This window comes from Xanthobacter autotrophicus (assembly GCF_005871085.1).
Taxonomy (GTDB): domain Bacteria; phylum Pseudomonadota; class Alphaproteobacteria; order Rhizobiales; family Xanthobacteraceae; genus Xanthobacter; species Xanthobacter autotrophicus.
The window spans coordinates 196449-213559 of record NZ_VAUP01000035.1 but is presented as its reverse complement, the minus strand read 5'-3'; the positions used below and the strand labels follow the sequence as shown (position 1 = coordinate 213559).

Below are 17111 nucleotides of genomic sequence, written 5' to 3'. Positions count from 1 at the left end.
GGGGGGAGGGGCGGGGCCCGCCCCGATCGCCTCCGCCTCTCCCGCTCCCCCGGTGCGACGCTTGCGACGGAGCATGCGCCTTGATCGCGCGCCGCCGCCGTGCCAGCACGGACAAAACACACAGGGGAGCGGGCGCGATGGACACTGGGCGCACGGGCGGCGAGGCGGACCTCGTCATCGGCGAAGGGCGGGCGCTTCATGCCCATCCCCTGCGCGCGCAGGTCTTGCGCGAGCTTCATGCGCGCCCGTTCGCGCCGGCGCAGGCGCCCCGGCGCATGCTGCACGCCGCCTTCCTGCTGGACCCGACCACGGCCCAGGCCGATCGCAAGGCGGTGGCAGCCCTGTGCAACGCCCGCGGGCTTCCAGCGCCGGCATCGGGCGCCAAATATCACCACGTCTCGTTCGGCGGCGCCGAGCTGCGCTGGGAGAGCCACGCCGAATTCTGCACCTACACCTGGGACCTGCCCTCCAGCGGCATCCAGCCCGGCGGCCTGCCGTTCCAGCCTCCGGCTGCGACGCTCGCCAGCCCGTTCGGAGAGGTTCCGCAGCCCGGTCCGCTGCTGGTCGCGGTGGATCTCCACCTGGTGCCCGACACCGCCGAGGATTTCTTCCTCGACCAGGTGTTCGACCGCTCGAGCCTTGCCCGCGCCGACGTGAATGACGGCTTCGCCGAGATAGCCACCGATTTCATGCCAGACCCGTCCGGATTCGTGCGCATCCTGGTGCGCAACCGGGGCCTGGGGGCCGACGCGGCCGGGGCGCTGGTGCAGCGCCTGCTGGAGATCGAGACCTACCGGACGCTGGCCCTGCTCGGTCTGCCGGAAGCGCAGCGGCTGTCGCCCGAGGTGGCGCGCATCGAGGCGCGACTTGCCACGGCGGCGACCGCCATGACCTCCGCCAAGGGGCTGGTGGACAACAACAACCTCCTGAACCAGCTGGTCGGCCTTGCGGCCGAGCTGGAGGCGGGGGCGGCCGGCGCCCTGTTCCGCTTCGGCGCCAGCCGGGCCTATATGGAGATCGTGCGGCTGCGCCTCGCCACCATCCGCGAGGTGCCGGTGACGGGCTTTCCCACCTGGCAGCAATTCCTGGATCGCCGCATGCAACCGGCCATGCGCACCTGCTTTGCGGTGGAGGAGCGGCAGGAAAAGATCGCCCGCAAGCTCTCCAATGCCGCCGACCTGCTGCGCACCCGCGTGGACGTGGAGCTGGAGCAGCAGAACCGCGACCTGCTCACCTCCATGAACGAGCGCACCCGCCTGCAGCTGCGCCTGCAGCGCACGGTGGAAGGCCTCTCGGTGGCGGCCATCTCCTATTATGTGGTCAGCCTGTTCCACCACATGGCCGAGGGCGTCCACGAGAGCGGGATCGACGTGCGCACCTTCGGCGTCCACCTGGACGTGGGGCTCGCGACGGCGCTGGCGGTGCCCGTGGCAGTGCTCGGCGTGTGGTCGGTGGTGCGGCGAATCCGAAGCTCCCACGGAGACAGCGACTGAGGCCGGCGGCCTTTCGCCCATCGCGGACCATCCGCCATCTTGCGTCCGCGCCCGTCCTGCCGGACCCTTTACAACTTCACCGGAGACGGGCGATGCCCGCGCCGGCGCCAAACGTGCTCACGCGGAGCCCTTCATGCAGCCGATCCAGATCGCCGTCGTTCCCGTCACGCCGTTCGAGCAGAACTGCTCGCTGTTGTGGTGCACCAGGACCATGAAGGGTGTGGTGATCGATCCCGGCGGCGATCTCGACAAGATCCGCTCGGCCATCGCCGAGACCGGGATCACGGTGGACAAGATCCTTCTGACCCACGGCCATGTGGACCACGCCGCCGGCGCCGCCGAGCTTGCCGAAACCCTCGGGGTCAAGGTGGAGGGGCCGGGCGAGGCGGACCAGTTCATCATAGACGACATCCCCGCCATGGCCGCCAAATACGGCATTCCCAACGCCCGCGCGGTGACGCCCGACCGCTATCTCAGCGAGGGTGAAACGGTGAGCGTGGGTGATCTCACCCTCGATATCCTCCATGTGCCGGGGCACACGCCCGGCCATCTGGTCTTCGTCCACAAGGGCGTGGGCATCGCCATCGTGGGCGATACCCTGTTCCGCGGCTCGGTGGGGCGTACCGACTTTCCCTATGGCGATCCGGATCTGCTGATCGCGGGCATCGTCGGCAAGCTGCTGCCGCTGGGGGACAATGTGGTCTGCCTGCCCGGTCATGGTCCTGTCACCAGCATCGGCGACGAAAAGGCCCACAACCCGTTCCTTCCGCGCTGACTTTCCGTCCCGCAGACCTCTGGCCCCTGATCTTCCGCCCGTGACGCGCAAGGAGGCGCTGCCACACTGACCGCCCCGCGCTATGCCCTCTATCTCGCGCCGCCCGCCGACAGCGCCTTGTGGCGCTTCGGCTCGTGCGTGCTCGGCTATGACGCGCAGACCGGCACCGAGCCGGCCTGTCCCGACCTGCCCGGCTTCGATGCCGAGGCTTGGCACGCGGCCACCGCCGAGCCCAGGCGCTACGGCTTCCACGGCACGTTGAAGGCGCCGTTCCGCCTCGCGGAGGGGAAGACGGAACAGGACCTCGTGGATGCGGTCGCCGCCTGCGCCGCCGGCCACCATCCGTTCGAGATGCCGCCCTTGGAGGTGCGTGCCATCGGCCCTTTCGTGGCCCTGGTGCCGGCGGTGGCTGCGCCCAAGCTCGAACACCTCGCCGCCTCCTGCGTCCTGGAGCTGGAGGAGGTGAGGGCCCAGCTATCCTCTGCGGACATCGCGCGGCGCAAGCCGGACCGCCTGTCGGCGCGGCAGACGGGATATCTTGAAACCTACGGCTACCCCTATGTGCTGGACGAGTTCCGCTTCCACATGACGCTCACCGGGCCGCTGGCCGAGGGCGAGCGCAGCCACGCCATGAACGCCCTCGCCGACGCCTATCGGGCCAGTGGCGCCGACGTGCCGGTGAGCGTTGGCGATATCGCCCTCTATGTGCAGGACACGCCCGGCGCGCGCTTCCGCATCCTCAAGCGCCTGCCGTTCGGGGGTGAACGGTGAAGGTGCTGGGGGAGACCCCCCTCATCGATCCCACCGCGCAGGTAAAGGCTTCCACCCTCGGCCGCTATACCGAGGTGGGCGCCCGCACCAAGCTGCTCGAAGTGGAGATGGGCGATTATTCCTACGTGGTGAACGACGCCGACATCGCCTATGCGCGCATCGGCAAGTTCTGCTCCATCGCCGCCATGACCCGCCTCAATCCCGGCAACCACCCCACCTGGCGGGCCTCGCAGGCGCATTTCACCTATCGCGCCTCCGCCTATTTTCCTGGCGAGGCGGACGAGACGGACTTCTTCCAGTGGCGCCGCGACCAGCGCCTGACCCTCGGCCATGACGTGTGGATCGGCCATGGGGCGGTGGTGCTCGCCGGGCGCAGCGTGGGTACCGGCGCGGTGGTGGCGGCGGGTGCGGTGGTGTCCAAGGATGTGCCGGCCTATGCCATCGTTGCCGGAGTGCCGGCGCGGGTGGTGAAGGAGCGTTTCCCGGCGGACATCGCCGCGCGCCTCCAGGCGCTGGGGTGGTGGGACTGGAGCCACGAGCAACTTCGGACGGCCCTGCCGGACTTCCGCGCGCTGCCCATCGAAGGCTTCCTGGAGAAGTATGAAGCCTGAGCGCGGGCGCGCCAGTTTCGGTCACGCTGCGTAACCATGGGCGGCGATGGGCGGGCGGCTCGGTTGTCTCGCGCGGGCGCAGGGCCTAACTGTCTTGGCGTCTGGCTTCAGGTGCGATCCCCGTATTTGGGTTCGGGGTCGCGCCGGAGGCTGAAGCTGTCTTCAGGCTGGTCAGGGGTCCGCGCATGCCTGTTTCCATCCGTGTCACGCGTGCCGCCGGAAGCCGGATCGCCGCCGGCCTCGGCGCCTTGGCCCTCGCCATGGCCAGCTTTGGCGCACAGGCGCAGGAACTGACCCGGCTCTATGCGCCCAAGCCTCCGGCCGGCTCGGCCTATGTGCGCGTGATCGACCTTTCCCTCAGCGGCCTGCCCATCGCCTTCGGATCAGGTCCGGCGGCACCGATGGCGCAGGGCGACACCGCCACCATCTACCGCGTGGTGAAAGGCGGTACCCCGCTCGCCCTCAGCATCGACGGCCGGCCGGTGGCCGGCGAGATCGTGCCGGCGGCGGACGCCTTCTCCACCGTGGTGGTGCCGGCGGGCGGCCCGGCGGTGGTCATCGCCGATTCCACCGAGGGCCGCAACGACCTGAAGGCCCAGCTGCGCTTCTACAATCTCGTGCCCGGCTGCGACGGCGCCGTGACTGTCGCCGATGGCGGCCCCACCGTGTTCGAGGCGGTGGCGCCCAACGCCACCCGCCAGCGCGCCATCAATCCCATCGAGGCGATCCTATCGGCCACCTGCGGGGCGGCGGCCTCCGGCCCCCTGACCCTGCCGCCGCTGAAGGCCGGGGACCATTACAGCCTGTTCCTGCTGCCGGGCGCCTCCGGCCCGGTGCTCACCGGCCAACGCGACGAGACCGAGACCTATCGCGGCGCCGCCAACTAGTCGGGCGGGGTCCATGGTCTTCGCCTCCGACAGCTTCCTGTTCCTGTTCCTGCCGGTGTTCCTCATCGTCTACGCGCTGACGCCGGGGGCGGCGCGCAACCTTGCCATCCTCGCCTTCTCCTGGCTGTTCTATGCTTGGTGGCGGGCGGATTTCCTGCCGCTCATCGTCTCCATCGCCGTGTGGTCCTGGGCCACGGGCCTGTGGATCGCCCGGGCGGACGGCGCGGGACGGCGGCGGGCGCTGGTGGTGGGGATCGCGTGGCCGCTGGCGTCGCTCGTCTGGTTCAAATACGCCAACATGTTCGTGCATTCGGCGGGGGCGCTGGGGGCCTCGGTGTGGGGCTGGCAGGATGTGCTGTTGCCCATCGGCCTCAGCTTCTTCGTGTTCGGCGCCATCTCCTATTCCACCGACGTGTTCCGCGGCACGGTCGCGGCCGAGCCGTCGTTCGTGAACTACGCCACCTACCAGTCCATGTTCGGCCACCTCGTGGCCGGTCCCGTGGTGCGCTACGAATGGGTGGCGCAGCGGTTGAAGGCGCGCACCTTCCACCGCGCCGAGTTCATGTTCGCGGTGGAGCGCTTCATGCTCGGCTTCGCCCAGAAGGTGCTCATCGCCGATACGCTCGCCCCCATGGTGGACGCGGGCTACGCCCTAGCCGAGCCGACCACGGCGGACGTGCTGCTGGCGGTGGCGGGCTATACGCTGCAGCTCTATTTCGATTTTTCCGGCTACAGCGCCATGGCCATCGGCCTCGGGCTGATGGTGGGGCTGAAATTCCCGGAGAATTTCGACAATCCCTATCTTGCCACCTCGCTTTCTGATTTCTGGCGGCGCTGGCACATCTCCCTGTCCAGCTGGCTGCGGGACTATCTCTACATTCCGCTGGGCGGCAACCGGGGCTCCACCGGCCGCGTCTCCATGAACCTGCTGGTCACCATGGGCCTTGGCGGCCTGTGGCATGGGGCGAGCTGGACCTTCCTCATCTGGGGCCTGTGGCACGGCTTCGGCCTGATGGTGGGGCGGGTGTGGAAGGCCGCGCGCCTGCCCGGCACCGGTGCGCTGCCGGGCCATGTGCTTACCCTCGCCTTCGTCATGGTCGGCTGGGCGCTGTTCCGCGCCGCGAGCTGGGACGAGGCGGGGCGCATCTTCTCCGGCCTCGCCGGCGCCCACGGGCTTTCGCTTTCGCCCGCCATGGGGGCGGCGCTCCGGCCGCTGGAACTGGTCACCCTCGCCCTCGGCATCGGCCTCATCTATCTGCCGAAGCTGATGCGCATTGACCCTTCCGCGCCCAATCCCGGCCACGCGCTGCGGGCGTGGACGGCGCTGCCTTTGTTCCTGTTCGCGGTGTTCGTGCTGCAGGGGCGGATCGTCGTGCCCTTCCTCTATTTCCAGTTCTGACGCGGCATGACGACCCTCGCCCGCACCCTCGCCACCCTGGCCTTCCTGGCGCTGTTGCTAGCCGGCCTCGGCTTCGTCGCGGCGCGGCTCCCCGGCCCCGAAAGCCGGGAGGCGCTTGCGGCAGTGGCCAGCCCGGCGGACATCCTGGAAGGTCGCTTCACTGCGGTGCTGGACAAGCAGGTGGTGGCCGCTTTGCCTAAGCTGACGGGGCTTGGTGATATCGCCTCGGGCCTTGCCTACCGTCTTTTCGGCGATGCCGGGCCGCTGGTGCGCGCCGGGTGTCCCGGCTGGCTGTTCTATGCCGACGAGATCGTCGAGCCGCGCGAGCGGGAGGCCCATGTGGGCGCGCGCATCCGGCTCGCCGCGAAGATCCGAGATCATCTCGTCGCGCGGAACATCGCCCTTGTGGTGCTGCCGGTGCCCGACAAGGCCCTGCTGGCGGCAGACCGGCTCTGTGGTCTTCAGGTGGCGGATCTGGCGGCCAAGCGTTCCGCCGCGTGGTGGCAGGGGAGCCGTGGGCTGGGCCTCGACCAGGTGGAGATCGCGCCGGGCTTTCCCGACGCGGACGGCTTCCTGCGCACCGACACCCACTGGAGCCCTTCGGGCGCGCGCCTCGCCGCCGCGCGCGTGGCCGAGCATGTGGCGCGGAAGATCGGCGCCGGGACCCAGAAGGTGACGTTGAAGGAGAGCGCGCCGCATGCGCGTGTGGGCGACCTGATGCGCCTTGCCGGGCTGGAGCGCTCCTGGCCCTGGTCGGGTCCCGAGCCCGACGAGGTGCCGGACGTGTCCGTCACCATCGCCCGCAGCGGCGGCCTGCTCGACGATGTGCCCGCGCCCGCGGTGGTGTTGGCGGGGTCCTCTTTCTCGCGCAATTCCGGTTTCCTGGATTATCTGCAGGCGGCGTCCGGCTATGAGGTGGCGCAGAAGAGCGCTGACGGCAGCGGCTTTGCCGGCCAGCTTCTGGAATTTCTGATGAATGAGCCCGAAAGTCTCGCGCAGACACGGCTCATCGTGTGGGAGTTTCCCATGCGTGCGCTTACCCGCCCGCTGACGGAGACCGAACGCCGCTTTCTGGGAGATCCGACATGACGCTTCGCGCCCTCACCCGCCGCCGGCTGCTGGCCGGGGCAGCCCTGGCCTCGGCGCTCGCCGTCGCGGGCGCGGCGGCTCCGGCGGCGGCGCAGGGCCCGTCCGGCGGCACCACCCTCATCATCGGCAAGGACGGCTGGCTTTTTCCCGGCTGGGAGAGCCTGACGGTTCTGGACCGGGCCGGCATCACCGCCAATGTGGGGCTGATCAAGGACGCCAAGGCGTCACTCGCCGCGCGGGGCATCACCCTCATCACTTTGGTGGTGCCGCTGAAGGCCCGCTTCTACGCGGCGCGCCTGCCCGACGGCACCAGCCTGTCGGCGGACGTGGCGGGGCAGTACGACTTCATCCTCGACGAGCTGAAGAAGGCGGGCATTGATACGCTGGACCTGCGCCCGGCGCTCAAATCGGTGGAGACCGGCCGCCAGACCAGCTTCTACCGGGCCGACTACCACTGGACGGCCTGGTCGTCCGAGGCGGCGGCGGATGCCGTGGCCGCCTTCATCAAGACCAAGGTGTCGAAGCTCGCCGGCGCGCCGGGCGGCGACAAGCTGGGGGAATGGGTCACCCAGCGCCATCTGGGGGATCTTGCCGAGCGCTTCCTGCCGCCCGACCAGCAGAAGCAGGTGGGCCCCGACCTCTACACCGTGCGCACCCCGCCCGCCGCCAAGGCCTCCCTGCTCGATAGCGGGCCGGCGCCCGTCCATGTGGTGGGCAACAGCTTCGTGCAGCCCTATCTCGGCTTCCCGCAGAAGCTCTCCAATGGGCTCGACCGGCCGGTCTCCCTCACCTGGAACCCCGGCAACGTGGGGCCATGGGTCACCTTCCTCCAGGCCGTCGGCACGCCTGACTTCGCCAAGGCGCCGCCGCAGGTGCTGGTGTGGCAGTTCAACGAGGGACCGTTCCATAGCGGTCCGCAGGCCGCGGACCAGTGGGATGCGCCCTCGCTCATGAGCGGCGAGACCTGGCGCGAGCGGATGCGCGCGGCGATCGGGAAGTAAACAGCAAGTTAAGAAGATGGGTCCGGCGCGCCGCTTTCGCGAAGGAGCCGGCGCATTTCTTGTGTGCCATGCGGGTCCGCGCCGGTCAGTATGGTAAACAAAGTATTTATGGAAGTATTTTATTCATCGTATCTCTTAAGGTTAACCCCGGTTTAAATATTCCCTGAGACGGTGGCGTCATGACCACCGCGAATCCTCTCCGCCCGGCTCTTTCGTCCCCCGCGCTTCGGGACCCGATTCGCTTGAAGCGCATGGCGCTCGGCGTGATGCTGGCCACCGCGCTTGCGGCCGGGCCTCTCGCCGGCCCAACTCCGGCCCGCGCCGAGCCGCCGGAACTGACCGGCGCGGCCTGGGCCGCGGCCGACCGGGCCTATGCGGCCCAGCGCGACAAGAAGTATTCCGAGACGGTCACCTATGCCCGCGAAGCCCTGAAGCTGCGGCCGGACGTGGCGCGCCTGTGGCTGCTGCTGATGGATGCGCTGGAGGCCCAGGACAAGACCGCCGAGGCGGTGGCCGCCGGCAATCAGGCCATCGCCGCCGGCATCACCGACCAGACGCTGGTGGCGCGGGTGCGGGCGCAAAGCAAGATCCTGGCGCAGGCGCCCTCGCTCGCCGCCAACAAGGCGCTGGAGGCCTCCAACCCGAAGGCGGCGGTGGAGGCGGCGAAGAAGGCCATCGCGCTGGTGCCGGACGATCTGAGCTACCGCATGTTGCTGGTCTACGCCCTCATCGCTGATGGGCAGATCGAGGCGGCGGAGAAGGCCGCCGGCGAGGCGGTGGAGGTGGATCCGCAATCCTTCCTGCCCCGCACCCTGCGTGGCTATCTGCGCGAGCGGCTCGGCCGCATCGCCGAAGCCGAGCAGGATTTCGACACCGCCCTGAAGGACGAAGTCCTTTCCGGAGCGACCGCGCGCGACGTGCGCCTGGTGATGGCCGATGCCGCCATCGCCGCCGGCCACCCCCAGCGCGCCATCAAGCTGCTGGAACAGGTGCAGCCGCAGGACGCGGCGGTCGCTGGTCGCCTGCGCGTCGCCCGGACCCAGGAGAAAAACCCGAAGCTGGTGCCAGACAAGGCGTTCCAGAGCCTGCCCGTGCCTTACCAGAAGTGCGTGGACACCCCCTATGGTCCCTCGTGCAGCCTCGTGCCGGCCACCACGCCCCCCGGCGGCGGGGTGTCCGACACCCCCGGCTACGACGCCGCGCTGGAGGCTTTCAACGCCTATCGCGACGGCAACGATGCCCTCGCAGAAACCCGCATCCGCGAGGCGCTGAAGGACAATCCCGGCAATCCCACCTGGCGCCGCCTTCTGGTGGATACGCTGGAGCGGGCGAAGAAGTTCAAGGATCTGGATGTCGCCATCCGCGACGCCATCGCCCAGGGCGACACCGATCCGACCCTGCTCGCCCTGCGCGCCGCCAACGAGAAGCGCCTCGCCGAGCCGTTGGCGGAACAGGCCATCAAGGAGCTGGCGCGCGGCAAGGCGCAGGCCGCCGTCACCCTCGCCCGGCAGGCGGTGGACCGGGCGCCGGACGCCCTGGTGTTCCGTATCGTGCTGATCAACGCGCTGATGGCGGCAGGTCAGGTCAAGGAGGCGGAGGCTGCCGCCGCCGGCGCGGTGGCCGACAATCCGAGCGAGCCTCTGCCCCACGTCCTGCGCGGCTATCTGGTGCAGAAGCTCGGACAGCGCGACGAGGCGATCCGCGAATTCGACACCGCCCTCGCCAGCCCCGTCCTGACCGATCTGGAAGACCTGAACTTCCGCATCATCGCCTCCAATGCCGCGCTCGCCGCCGGGCAGGCGGCCGACGCCTTGAAGCTGCTCGAGCCCCTCGACGCGGGCAAGAACAAGGAAATCGTGCCCCTGCACAAGCAGGCGGAGGCGCTGATGAAGGCGCCGGGCGGTCCGCGCCCGGCCCTGGTGCAGCCCGTGGTGCTGTGCCAGCCCACGTCCTACGGGGTCATTTGCTCGGTGTTCGCCGGCCAGTCCCTGCAGGTGGCGGGGGCGGGCCTGAACCCGGCCGCGCCCGGCTATGCGGCCGCCAGCGCCGCCTATGCCGCCTTCGGCAAGCGCGACTACTCGACCGCCATCGCCGAGGCGCGCCGCGCGGTGGATGCCGAGCCGGGCAACACCACCTATCAGGTGCTGCTGCTCAACGCCCTCACCTCGGCGGGCCGCTACCGGGAAGCCGAGGTGGTGGCCAACCGCCTGCTCGCCGGCAACCCGCGCGATGCGACGCTGCTGGTGCAACGGGCCAATTTGCGCATGCGGGCGCGGGACTTCTCCGGTGCCATCCTGGATTTCCGCGCCGCCCTCGCCTCCGGCCGCCTACCAACCGGACAGGTGCGACAGGTGCGCCTCGGCCTTGCCGACGCCGGCCTTTCGGCCAAGCAGCCGGCTATCGCCCTCGACGCTCTCGCGCCGTACGAAGGCGAGGGAAGCTATGAGGTGCAGGCGCGTTTTGGCTTTGCCTATCTCGCCCTCGACGACAAGGAAGCAGCGCTTCAGGCCTTCACTCTTGCCGCCACCCGTGCGCGCAGCGGGCAGGAGCGCATGGCCATGCTCACGGCGCGCATCGGCGTGCTGTCCCAGCTCGGGCGCAGGGAGGAGGCGCGCCAGCTCTTCCTCTCCGCCTATAATTCGGGTGCCCTGCGCGGCATGAAGGCGGTGGACCTTGCGGTGCTGGCGAGCCAGGCGGGCGAAGATGATCTCGCTTACGAATACTTCTCGGAAGCCAACAGTCGCTGGCAATTGCGCGGCACCAACCTGATCAATGCCGGCTATGCGGCGCGGCATACCTATCACAATGCGGAGGCGGTGGATTACTTCAAGTCCGCCATCGACGAGGCGCGCGAGGGCAAGCTGAAGCTTGATCCGCAATATCTGTTCGGCCTCCGGCGCGAGGTGGCGGAGCTGACGCGGACCTGGGGCGCCTATGCCTCGGTGAGCTACGGCGCGGTGGGCGTCGCCCCCGGCTCCTACCTGGCCCCGCCCACGCCGGGCGCCAACCACACCATCGGCGCGGGTGGGGAGATCTACTGGCGCCCGCCGGGCATCGGCTATCGCGACGGCGCCATCTTCGAATTGTTCGTGCGCGGCTTCGGCACGCTCTACAGCGATGCGGGCGGCCCCACCGGCTTCGACACCATCCAGGGCGGCGCTGGCGCCCGGTGGAAGCCGTTCAAGAGCGAGAACCTGGTGCTGGAGGTGTCCTACCTGTTCCCGGTGGGCCAGTATGCCCGCGACGACGTGCTGCTGCGCGCCGCCTATTCCAAGAGCGAGGGCACCGACCTCAGGGTCGACGTGGACAATTGGCGGGCCTGGCAGATCTATGGCGACTACAATTATTTCCTGATGACGCCGCAGACGGTGGCCTCCTTCGAGGCGCGCTACGGCCATGCCTGGCGGCTCGACGCGATCTCCGACCGGCTGGTGCTGTGGCCCTATCTCGCCATCGGCGGCGGCTACGACACCGGCTATGCCACGCCGTTTGCCCTCGGCGCGGGACCGGGCGCGACCATGCGCTACTGGTTCAACGAGGACGAATACGCCGCGCCACGCTCCTACCTCGACCTGACGCTGCAATATCGCTTCAAGCTGGCCGGGGACGAGCGGGCCGAGGGCATCTTCGCCGGGGCCTTCCTGTCCTATTAATGCCATCGGCCTCGGTCTTTGACCGATGCCGAGTGGGTACGCGCCACAACTCGGGTGTTCCCGAGTTGTGGATGTCAAAGCCGGATCCGGCAATGGCCGGAGCCGGGTGCGACAAAGGGGCATTCAAGGGGGCGGCCTCAGAGCCTGGCCCCTTGCGCCACATCAAGGCGCCGCAAGGGTCGGCGCCTCATGGTCGCGGCCATGACCCAAGCTTCCTTCTGCCCCGCCCCCAAGCTTGATGCCGCAACCCTCCTTGCCCGCTACGGGCAGCCGGTGCCGCGCTATACGAGCTACCCCACCGCGCCCCATTTCTCCCCCGCCGTCGATGCCGCGACCTATGCCTCGTGGCTCGCGGCCGTGCCGGGGGATGCCCGCGTGTCGGCCTATGTGCACGTGCCGTTCTGCGCCGAGCTGTGCCTCTATTGCGGCTGCCAGACGGCGGTGGCCCGCAGCCGCACGCCGGTGAAGGCTTATGCGGAGCGCCTCGTGGAGGAGATTGGTCTCGTCGCCCGCCACCTGCCGGGCCGGCTGAAGCTGTCGCACCTGCATTTCGGTGGTGGCACGCCCACCATGCTGGCGGACGAGGACTTCGCCGCCATCTTGGGCGCGTTGCGTGAGACCTTCGAGTTTGCCCCGGGCGCCGAGATCGCCATCGAGATCGACCCGCGGGTGATGGACGCGGCCAAGGTGGCGACGCTCGCCCGCGAGGGCTTCAACCGCGCCAGCCTCGGCGTGCAGGATTTCGATCCCGCCGTGCAGCAGGCCATCGGCCGCCACCAGTCGTGCGAGGAGACGCAGGCGGTGGCGGATGCCTTGCGCGCCGCCGGCATCACCGCCCTCAACCTCGACCTCATGTACGGCCTGCCGCATCAGGACGAGGCCTCCGTCCGCCGCACGGTGGAGGCGGCGCTCGGCCTTGATCCGGACCGTATCGCCGTGTTCGGCTATGCCCATGTGCCGTGGATGAAGAAACACCAGGCCCTGATCCCGGAAGACGCGCTACCAGACGCCGGCGCGCGGCTGGCGCAGGCGGAACTGGTGGCGGACGTGCTCGCCCGCCATGGCTATGTGCCGGTGGGGCTCGACCATTTCGCCCGCGCCTCGGACGCCATGGCGGAGCGGGCGGCGGCGGGGACGCTGAAGCGCAATTTCCAGGGCTACACCACCGACGACGCCCCGGTGCTGATCGGCTTCGGAGCGTCGGCCATCGGCGCGCTGCCGCAGGGCTATGTGCAGAACCTGCCCGCCACGCCGGCTTGGCACAAGGCGGTAGAAGCCGGCACCCTGCCCATCGCGCGGGGCATCGCCCTGACTGACGAGGACCGGCTGCGCCGCCACGTCATCGAGCGGCTCATGTGCGACCTGTCGGTGGATCTGGATGAAGCCTGCATGCAGCACGGCTTTCCGCGCGGCTTCTTCGCCGACGAGATCCACGCACTGGAGCCATTGATCGCCGATGGCCTCGCCTTTCGCCACGGCGCGGTGGTGGAGGTGCCGGAGGCGAGCCGGCCCTTCACCCGCGTGGTTTGCGCGGTGTTCGACACGCGCCTTGTGGCAAGCCGCGCCGCGGCCCCGGAGCAGAAGCGCCACGCCGCGGCAGTCTGAAGGTTGATTTGGAGCGGGCCGCACGGCGGCCTGCTTTATTTCTCGGAGATTCCTCCCCAAAAAAAGAAAAAGGCACGCGCCCGGGAGCACGTGCCAAAGGGGAGGTGCGCCGCAGATGAAGAGTGCGGCACGCCGGGGGGAAAGACGGATCAGGAATTCAGGCGCCGCAGCGCCGCTCCGTCGCGCAGCACCACGCGGCGGGATGAGGGGAGGGCGATGGCCGAAATCTCCTCGAGATGGGTCAGGGTCCGCGACACGGTCTCGATGGTGAGGCCGAGGAAGTCGGCGATATCCTGCCGCGACATGGGCAGCGTCACCTCAATGCCGTTGGTGCCCTGGCCGGAGCCGGCGCGCGCCGCCATGTCGAGCAGGAAGGTGGCCACCCGCTCCTGGGCAGTCTTGCGACCGAGCACCAGAAGATGGGACTGAGCCCGGCCCAACTCGGAAGCGGTCAGCGCCCAAAGGGCATGAGCCAGCTCGGCGTCGTCGGCAGCACGGGAAAACAGGATGGACCGCTTGATGCGCACCACCTTGCACTCGCTCACGGCCTCGGCGGAGAAGCGGTGCCGGGGCTCCATCTCCCAGCCGAACACGTCGCCGGCGAGGCAGAAGGTCTCGATCTGGCGCCGGCCGTCGCCGAGCAGCTTGCAGATGCGCACCGCTCCGGACAGAACGATGTAGAGATGATCGGCGGCCTGATCTTCACCGAAGATCTCGGCATTGCGGGCATAAGAGGCCACGATGCCAAGGCGGGCCACCACGTCGATGGGGGAGCGGGTCTCGGCCTCGTCGCCCCAGCGCGGAGCGGTCATGGGATGAGCGTAGGCCTTCTGGGCGATCGCTGCAGCGGGGCTCGGCATCGGTTTACCCTTCCATCACGTTGCAGAAAGGGATAACCGGCATTGACGCATCGCAAAATTCGGATCGAACACTTAAGTCGGTGTCCTTAAGTAGTTTTACGGAGGCCGAAAGCCGGCCCCGGGGATGGTGTGGCGAACGGGATGGACAGCGTGGTGACCGATATGGCCGCAAGGCGCCTGGCGGGGCGTGCCGCCTGGTCCGACGCCCTGGTTGGGGGCGCGGTGGCGCTCCTCGTCCTCGTCCTGGGGCTTGTCGTTGGCTTCCCGCCGTTCCGGGCCGAGGGGCTGATGCTCCAGCTCGCCGGCGTGATCGTGGTGAGCGGGCGCGGGCTGGTGGCCGGCGGCACCGCCCTGGCGGTTGCCATCGCGGGAGGGGCGGTGCTGGCCCTCGCCAGCGGCGCGACAAGCCTCGGGGGGGCCTTCGATCCGGCAACGCTGGCCCTGTTTATCGCGGTGGCGCTCGGCATCGCGGTGCTTGGCGAGCGGCTGCGCCGCACACGACTGGATGCCGCCGCCCGCAACCGCGACCTGCTGGCCCGCGAGGCGCACCTCTCCTCGATCCTCGACACCGTGCCCGACGCCATGGTGGTGATCGACGAGCGTGGCATCATGCGCTCCTTCTCCAGCGCGGCCGAGCGCCTGTTCGGCTACACGGCGGCCGAGGCAGTGGGCCAGAACGTCTCGATTCTCATGCCCGCGCCCCACCGGGGCGCCCACGACGGCTATCTTGTGCGCTATCTCACCACCGGCGAGCGGCGCATTATCGGTGTCGGCCGGGTGGTGGTGGGCGAGCGCAAGGACGGCTCCACCTTCCCCATGGAACTGGCGGTCGGCGAGATGCGCTCCACCTCCGAGCGCTTCTTCACCGGTTTCATCCGCGACCTGACCGAGCGGCAGGAGACCGAGGCCCGCCTCCAGGAGCTCCAGGCCGAGCTGGTCCACATCTCCCGCCTCACCGCCATGGGCGAGATGGCCTCCACCCTCGCCCACGAGCTGAACCAGCCGCTGTCGGCCATCGCCAATTACATCAAGGGCTCGCGCCGCTTGCTGGATGCCGGCACCGTCAAGGTGGAGATGCTGCAGGGTGCGCTGGAGAAAGCCGGGGAGCAGGCGCTGCGCGCCGGGCAGATCATCCGGCGGCTGCGCGACTTCGTCTCCCGAGGGGAGAGCGAGCGGCGGGTGGAAAGCCTGTCCAAGCTGGTGGAGGAGGCGAGCGCCCTCGCCTTGGTCGGCGCCAAGGAGCATGGTATCCAGGTGCGTTTTCTTTATGATCCCGGGTGCGACCTCGTGCTTGCCGACAAGGTGCAGGTGCAGCAGGTATTGCTGAACTTGATGCGCAACGCCCTGGAGGCAATGATGGAGGCGCCGCGGCGCCAGCTGCTGGTGAAGACCGAGGCGGCGGAGGACGACATGGTGATGATCAGCGTCTCGGATACCGGCCACGGCATATCGGCCGAGTTCGCGCCGCAATTGTTCACGCCCTTTGTCACCACCAAGCAGCACGGCATGGGGGTGGGGCTGTCCATCTCCCGCACCATCATCGAGAGCCACGGCGGCCGCATCTGGGCCGAGCCCAATCCGCAGGGCGGTGCGGTGTTCCGCTTCACCCTGCGCGCCGTGGGCGAGGAGGCGGCGCTTCATGACTGACGCACGGATGGCCGCGGTGATCCACGTCATCGACGACGACGAGGCCGTGCGCGAATCGCTGGCCTTCCTGCTCGCCACGGCCGGCCACACGGTACATACGCACGCCTCGGCCCGGCTCTTCCTGGACGCGGGCATGCCGGCGGCCGACCCCTCCATGAGCTGCATCATCACCGATGTGCGCATGCCGGACATGACCGGCATCGATCTGCTTCAGCACCTGCAGGAGAAGGGCTCCAACGTTCCGGTGATCGTGGTCACCGGCCATGGCGACGTGCCTTTGGCGGTAGAGGCCATGAAGCTCGGCGCCGCCGATTTCCTGGAGAAGCCGTTCGATGATGTCGCCATCCTCGACACGGTGAAATCCGCGCTGGCGCGGCGGGAGAAGGCCTACCAGCACGATGCCCTGCGCGAGCAGGTGGCGGAGCGCATCGCCGCCTTGTCCCAGCGCGAGCGGCAGGTGCTGGAATGCCTGGTGGTCGGCCAGGCCAACAAGACCATCGCCTATGAGCTGGGCATCAGCCCCCGCACGGTGGAGGTCTACCGCGCCAATGTGATGACCAAGATGAAGGCGCAGAGCCTGTCCGAGCTGGTGCGCATGGCGCTGCTGGCCGGCATCTCGCCCAAGGCCGCCTAGCGGCGCGCGGGAAGAGGCGGCGGCGTCAAGGCGCGCGTACCTCCGCGCTCCCCTTGATCTAGCGCAACGCGGGAGGCTAGTGCCCGACGTACGATCGTAGCTAATTGACCATGCGGACCCATCGGCCGCGTGGACCCGCGAGCCGGTCGTGGGGAAGGATCTGGGAAATGATCGTGTCCAACGAGACGCCCGGCTTCGTCGTTCATGTGGTGGACGACGATCCGGCCGTTTGCAGCTCGCTGAAGTTCGCATTTGAGGTCGATGGCTTCAGCGTGCGGACCTATGCGCGCTCGGAAGACGTGCTGGCCGCCGAATTTTCGCGCGGTGGATGCATGATCGTGGACTACAATCTTCCCGGCCTCAATGGTCTCGACCTGCTGCGCGAACTGGACCGGCGCGACGTGCGTCTCCCGGCCTTCCTCATCACCAGCAATCCCGCCCTGCACGTGCGCAGCCGCGCCACCGCCCAGGGCGTGGCCATCATCGAGAAACCCCTCCTCGGCAACCAGCTTAGCGAGGCCGTGCGCGACAGTTTCGCGCGCTCGGGCCTGTGCTGATCCGGCTCGCCCCGCTCCCCGTCGCCCCGCTCCCCGTCGCCCCGCTCTCCGTCGCCTGCTCCGGAGCCGGACCTGATCCGGTTAAGCCAACCTGATCGGTCGATCCGGCTTCAAACCTGAAAAAAGAGA

The 17111-nt window shown here is 68.9% G+C and carries 14 protein-coding genes; 13 read left to right on the top strand and 1 reads right to left on the bottom strand.

Annotated features, from left to right (window positions below):
* Nucleotides 1–137 precede the first annotated feature (137 nt).
* From FBQ73_RS16995 to hemN, 10 genes are all read left to right on the top strand, one after another.
* Complete coding sequence (locus tag FBQ73_RS16995; protein WP_138400678.1) at nucleotides 138–1493, top strand: DUF3422 family protein; 1356 nt, start codon at nucleotides 138–140, stop codon at nucleotides 1491–1493.
* A 133-nt stretch (nucleotides 1494–1626) separates the two neighbouring features.
* Nucleotides 1627–2268, top strand: coding sequence for an MBL fold metallo-hydrolase (locus FBQ73_RS16990; protein WP_138400677.1), 642 nt, complete (start codon nucleotides 1627–1629; stop codon nucleotides 2266–2268).
* Nucleotides 2269–2334: 66 nt separating this feature from the next.
* The gene (locus FBQ73_RS16985) at nucleotides 2335–3039 is read left to right on the top strand and encodes a DUF1045 domain-containing protein (protein WP_138400676.1); all 705 of its coding nucleotides are present in this window, start codon (nucleotides 2335–2337) and stop codon (nucleotides 3037–3039) included.
* Nucleotides 3036–3650 carry an LbetaH domain-containing protein gene (locus tag FBQ73_RS16980; RefSeq protein ID WP_138400675.1) on the top strand — a complete coding sequence of 205 codons (615 nt, stop codon included), beginning with the start codon at nucleotides 3036–3038 and terminating at the stop codon, nucleotides 3648–3650. Before FBQ73_RS16985 ends, FBQ73_RS16980 begins: the two co-directional genes overlap by 4 nt.
* Before the next feature lie 185 nt (nucleotides 3651–3835).
* Complete coding sequence (locus tag FBQ73_RS16975) at nucleotides 3836–4537, top strand: alginate O-acetyltransferase AlgF (RefSeq protein ID WP_138400674.1); 702 nt, start codon at nucleotides 3836–3838, stop codon at nucleotides 4535–4537.
* 13 nt (nucleotides 4538–4550) lie between these two features.
* The gene (locus FBQ73_RS16970; protein WP_138400673.1) at nucleotides 4551–5936 is read left to right on the top strand and encodes an MBOAT family O-acyltransferase; all 1386 of its coding nucleotides are present in this window, start codon (nucleotides 4551–4553) and stop codon (nucleotides 5934–5936) included.
* Between the two features lie 6 nt (nucleotides 5937–5942).
* The gene (locus tag FBQ73_RS16965; protein WP_138400672.1) at nucleotides 5943–7025 is read left to right on the top strand and encodes an alginate O-acetyltransferase AlgX-related protein; all 1083 of its coding nucleotides are present in this window, start codon (nucleotides 5943–5945) and stop codon (nucleotides 7023–7025) included.
* Nucleotides 7022–8026: an alginate O-acetyltransferase AlgX-related protein gene (locus FBQ73_RS16960; RefSeq protein ID WP_138400671.1), complete on the top strand. Its 1005-nt coding sequence runs from the start codon at nucleotides 7022–7024 to the stop codon at nucleotides 8024–8026. The genes FBQ73_RS16965 and FBQ73_RS16960 overlap by 4 nt, the downstream gene beginning before the upstream one ends.
* 251 nt (nucleotides 8027–8277) lie before the next feature.
* Nucleotides 8278–11679, top strand: a complete 3402-nt coding sequence (locus FBQ73_RS16955; protein WP_246089764.1) for a bacteriophage N4 adsorption protein A — start codon at nucleotides 8278–8280, stop codon at nucleotides 11677–11679.
* 201 nt (nucleotides 11680–11880) lie between these two features.
* On the top strand, nucleotides 11881–13284 hold the full coding sequence (gene hemN, locus FBQ73_RS16950) for an oxygen-independent coproporphyrinogen III oxidase (RefSeq protein WP_138400669.1): 1404 nt from the start codon (nucleotides 11881–11883) through the stop codon (nucleotides 13282–13284).
* 149 nt (nucleotides 13285–13433) lie between these two features.
* On the opposite strand, the gene FBQ73_RS16945 is transcribed toward hemN, so the two are convergent.
* On the bottom strand, nucleotides 13434–14144 hold the full coding sequence (locus FBQ73_RS16945) for a helix-turn-helix domain-containing protein (RefSeq protein ID WP_138400668.1): 711 nt from the start codon (nucleotides 14142–14144) through the stop codon (nucleotides 13434–13436).
* Nucleotides 14145–14306: 162 nt separating this feature from the next.
* On the opposite strand from FBQ73_RS16945, the gene FBQ73_RS16940 reads away from it, so the two are divergent.
* The 3 genes from FBQ73_RS16940 to FBQ73_RS16930 all read left to right on the top strand — a co-directional run bounded on the left by FBQ73_RS16940 (nucleotide 14307) and on the right by FBQ73_RS16930 (nucleotide 16982).
* Nucleotides 14307–15791 (top strand): sensor histidine kinase, encoded by a 1485-nt coding sequence (locus FBQ73_RS16940; RefSeq protein WP_246089746.1) that lies wholly within the window; start codon nucleotides 14307–14309, stop codon nucleotides 15789–15791.
* Nucleotides 15784–16425 (top strand): response regulator FixJ, encoded by a 642-nt coding sequence (fixJ, locus tag FBQ73_RS16935; RefSeq protein ID WP_138400666.1) that lies wholly within the window; start codon nucleotides 15784–15786, stop codon nucleotides 16423–16425. Before FBQ73_RS16940 ends, fixJ begins: the two co-directional genes overlap by 8 nt.
* 167 nt (nucleotides 16426–16592) lie before the next feature.
* A complete protein-coding gene (locus FBQ73_RS16930; protein ID WP_170218938.1) occupies nucleotides 16593–16982 on the top strand; it encodes a response regulator transcription factor in 390 nt (129 codons plus the stop codon).
* The last annotated feature ends 129 nt before the right edge of the window (nucleotides 16983–17111 follow it).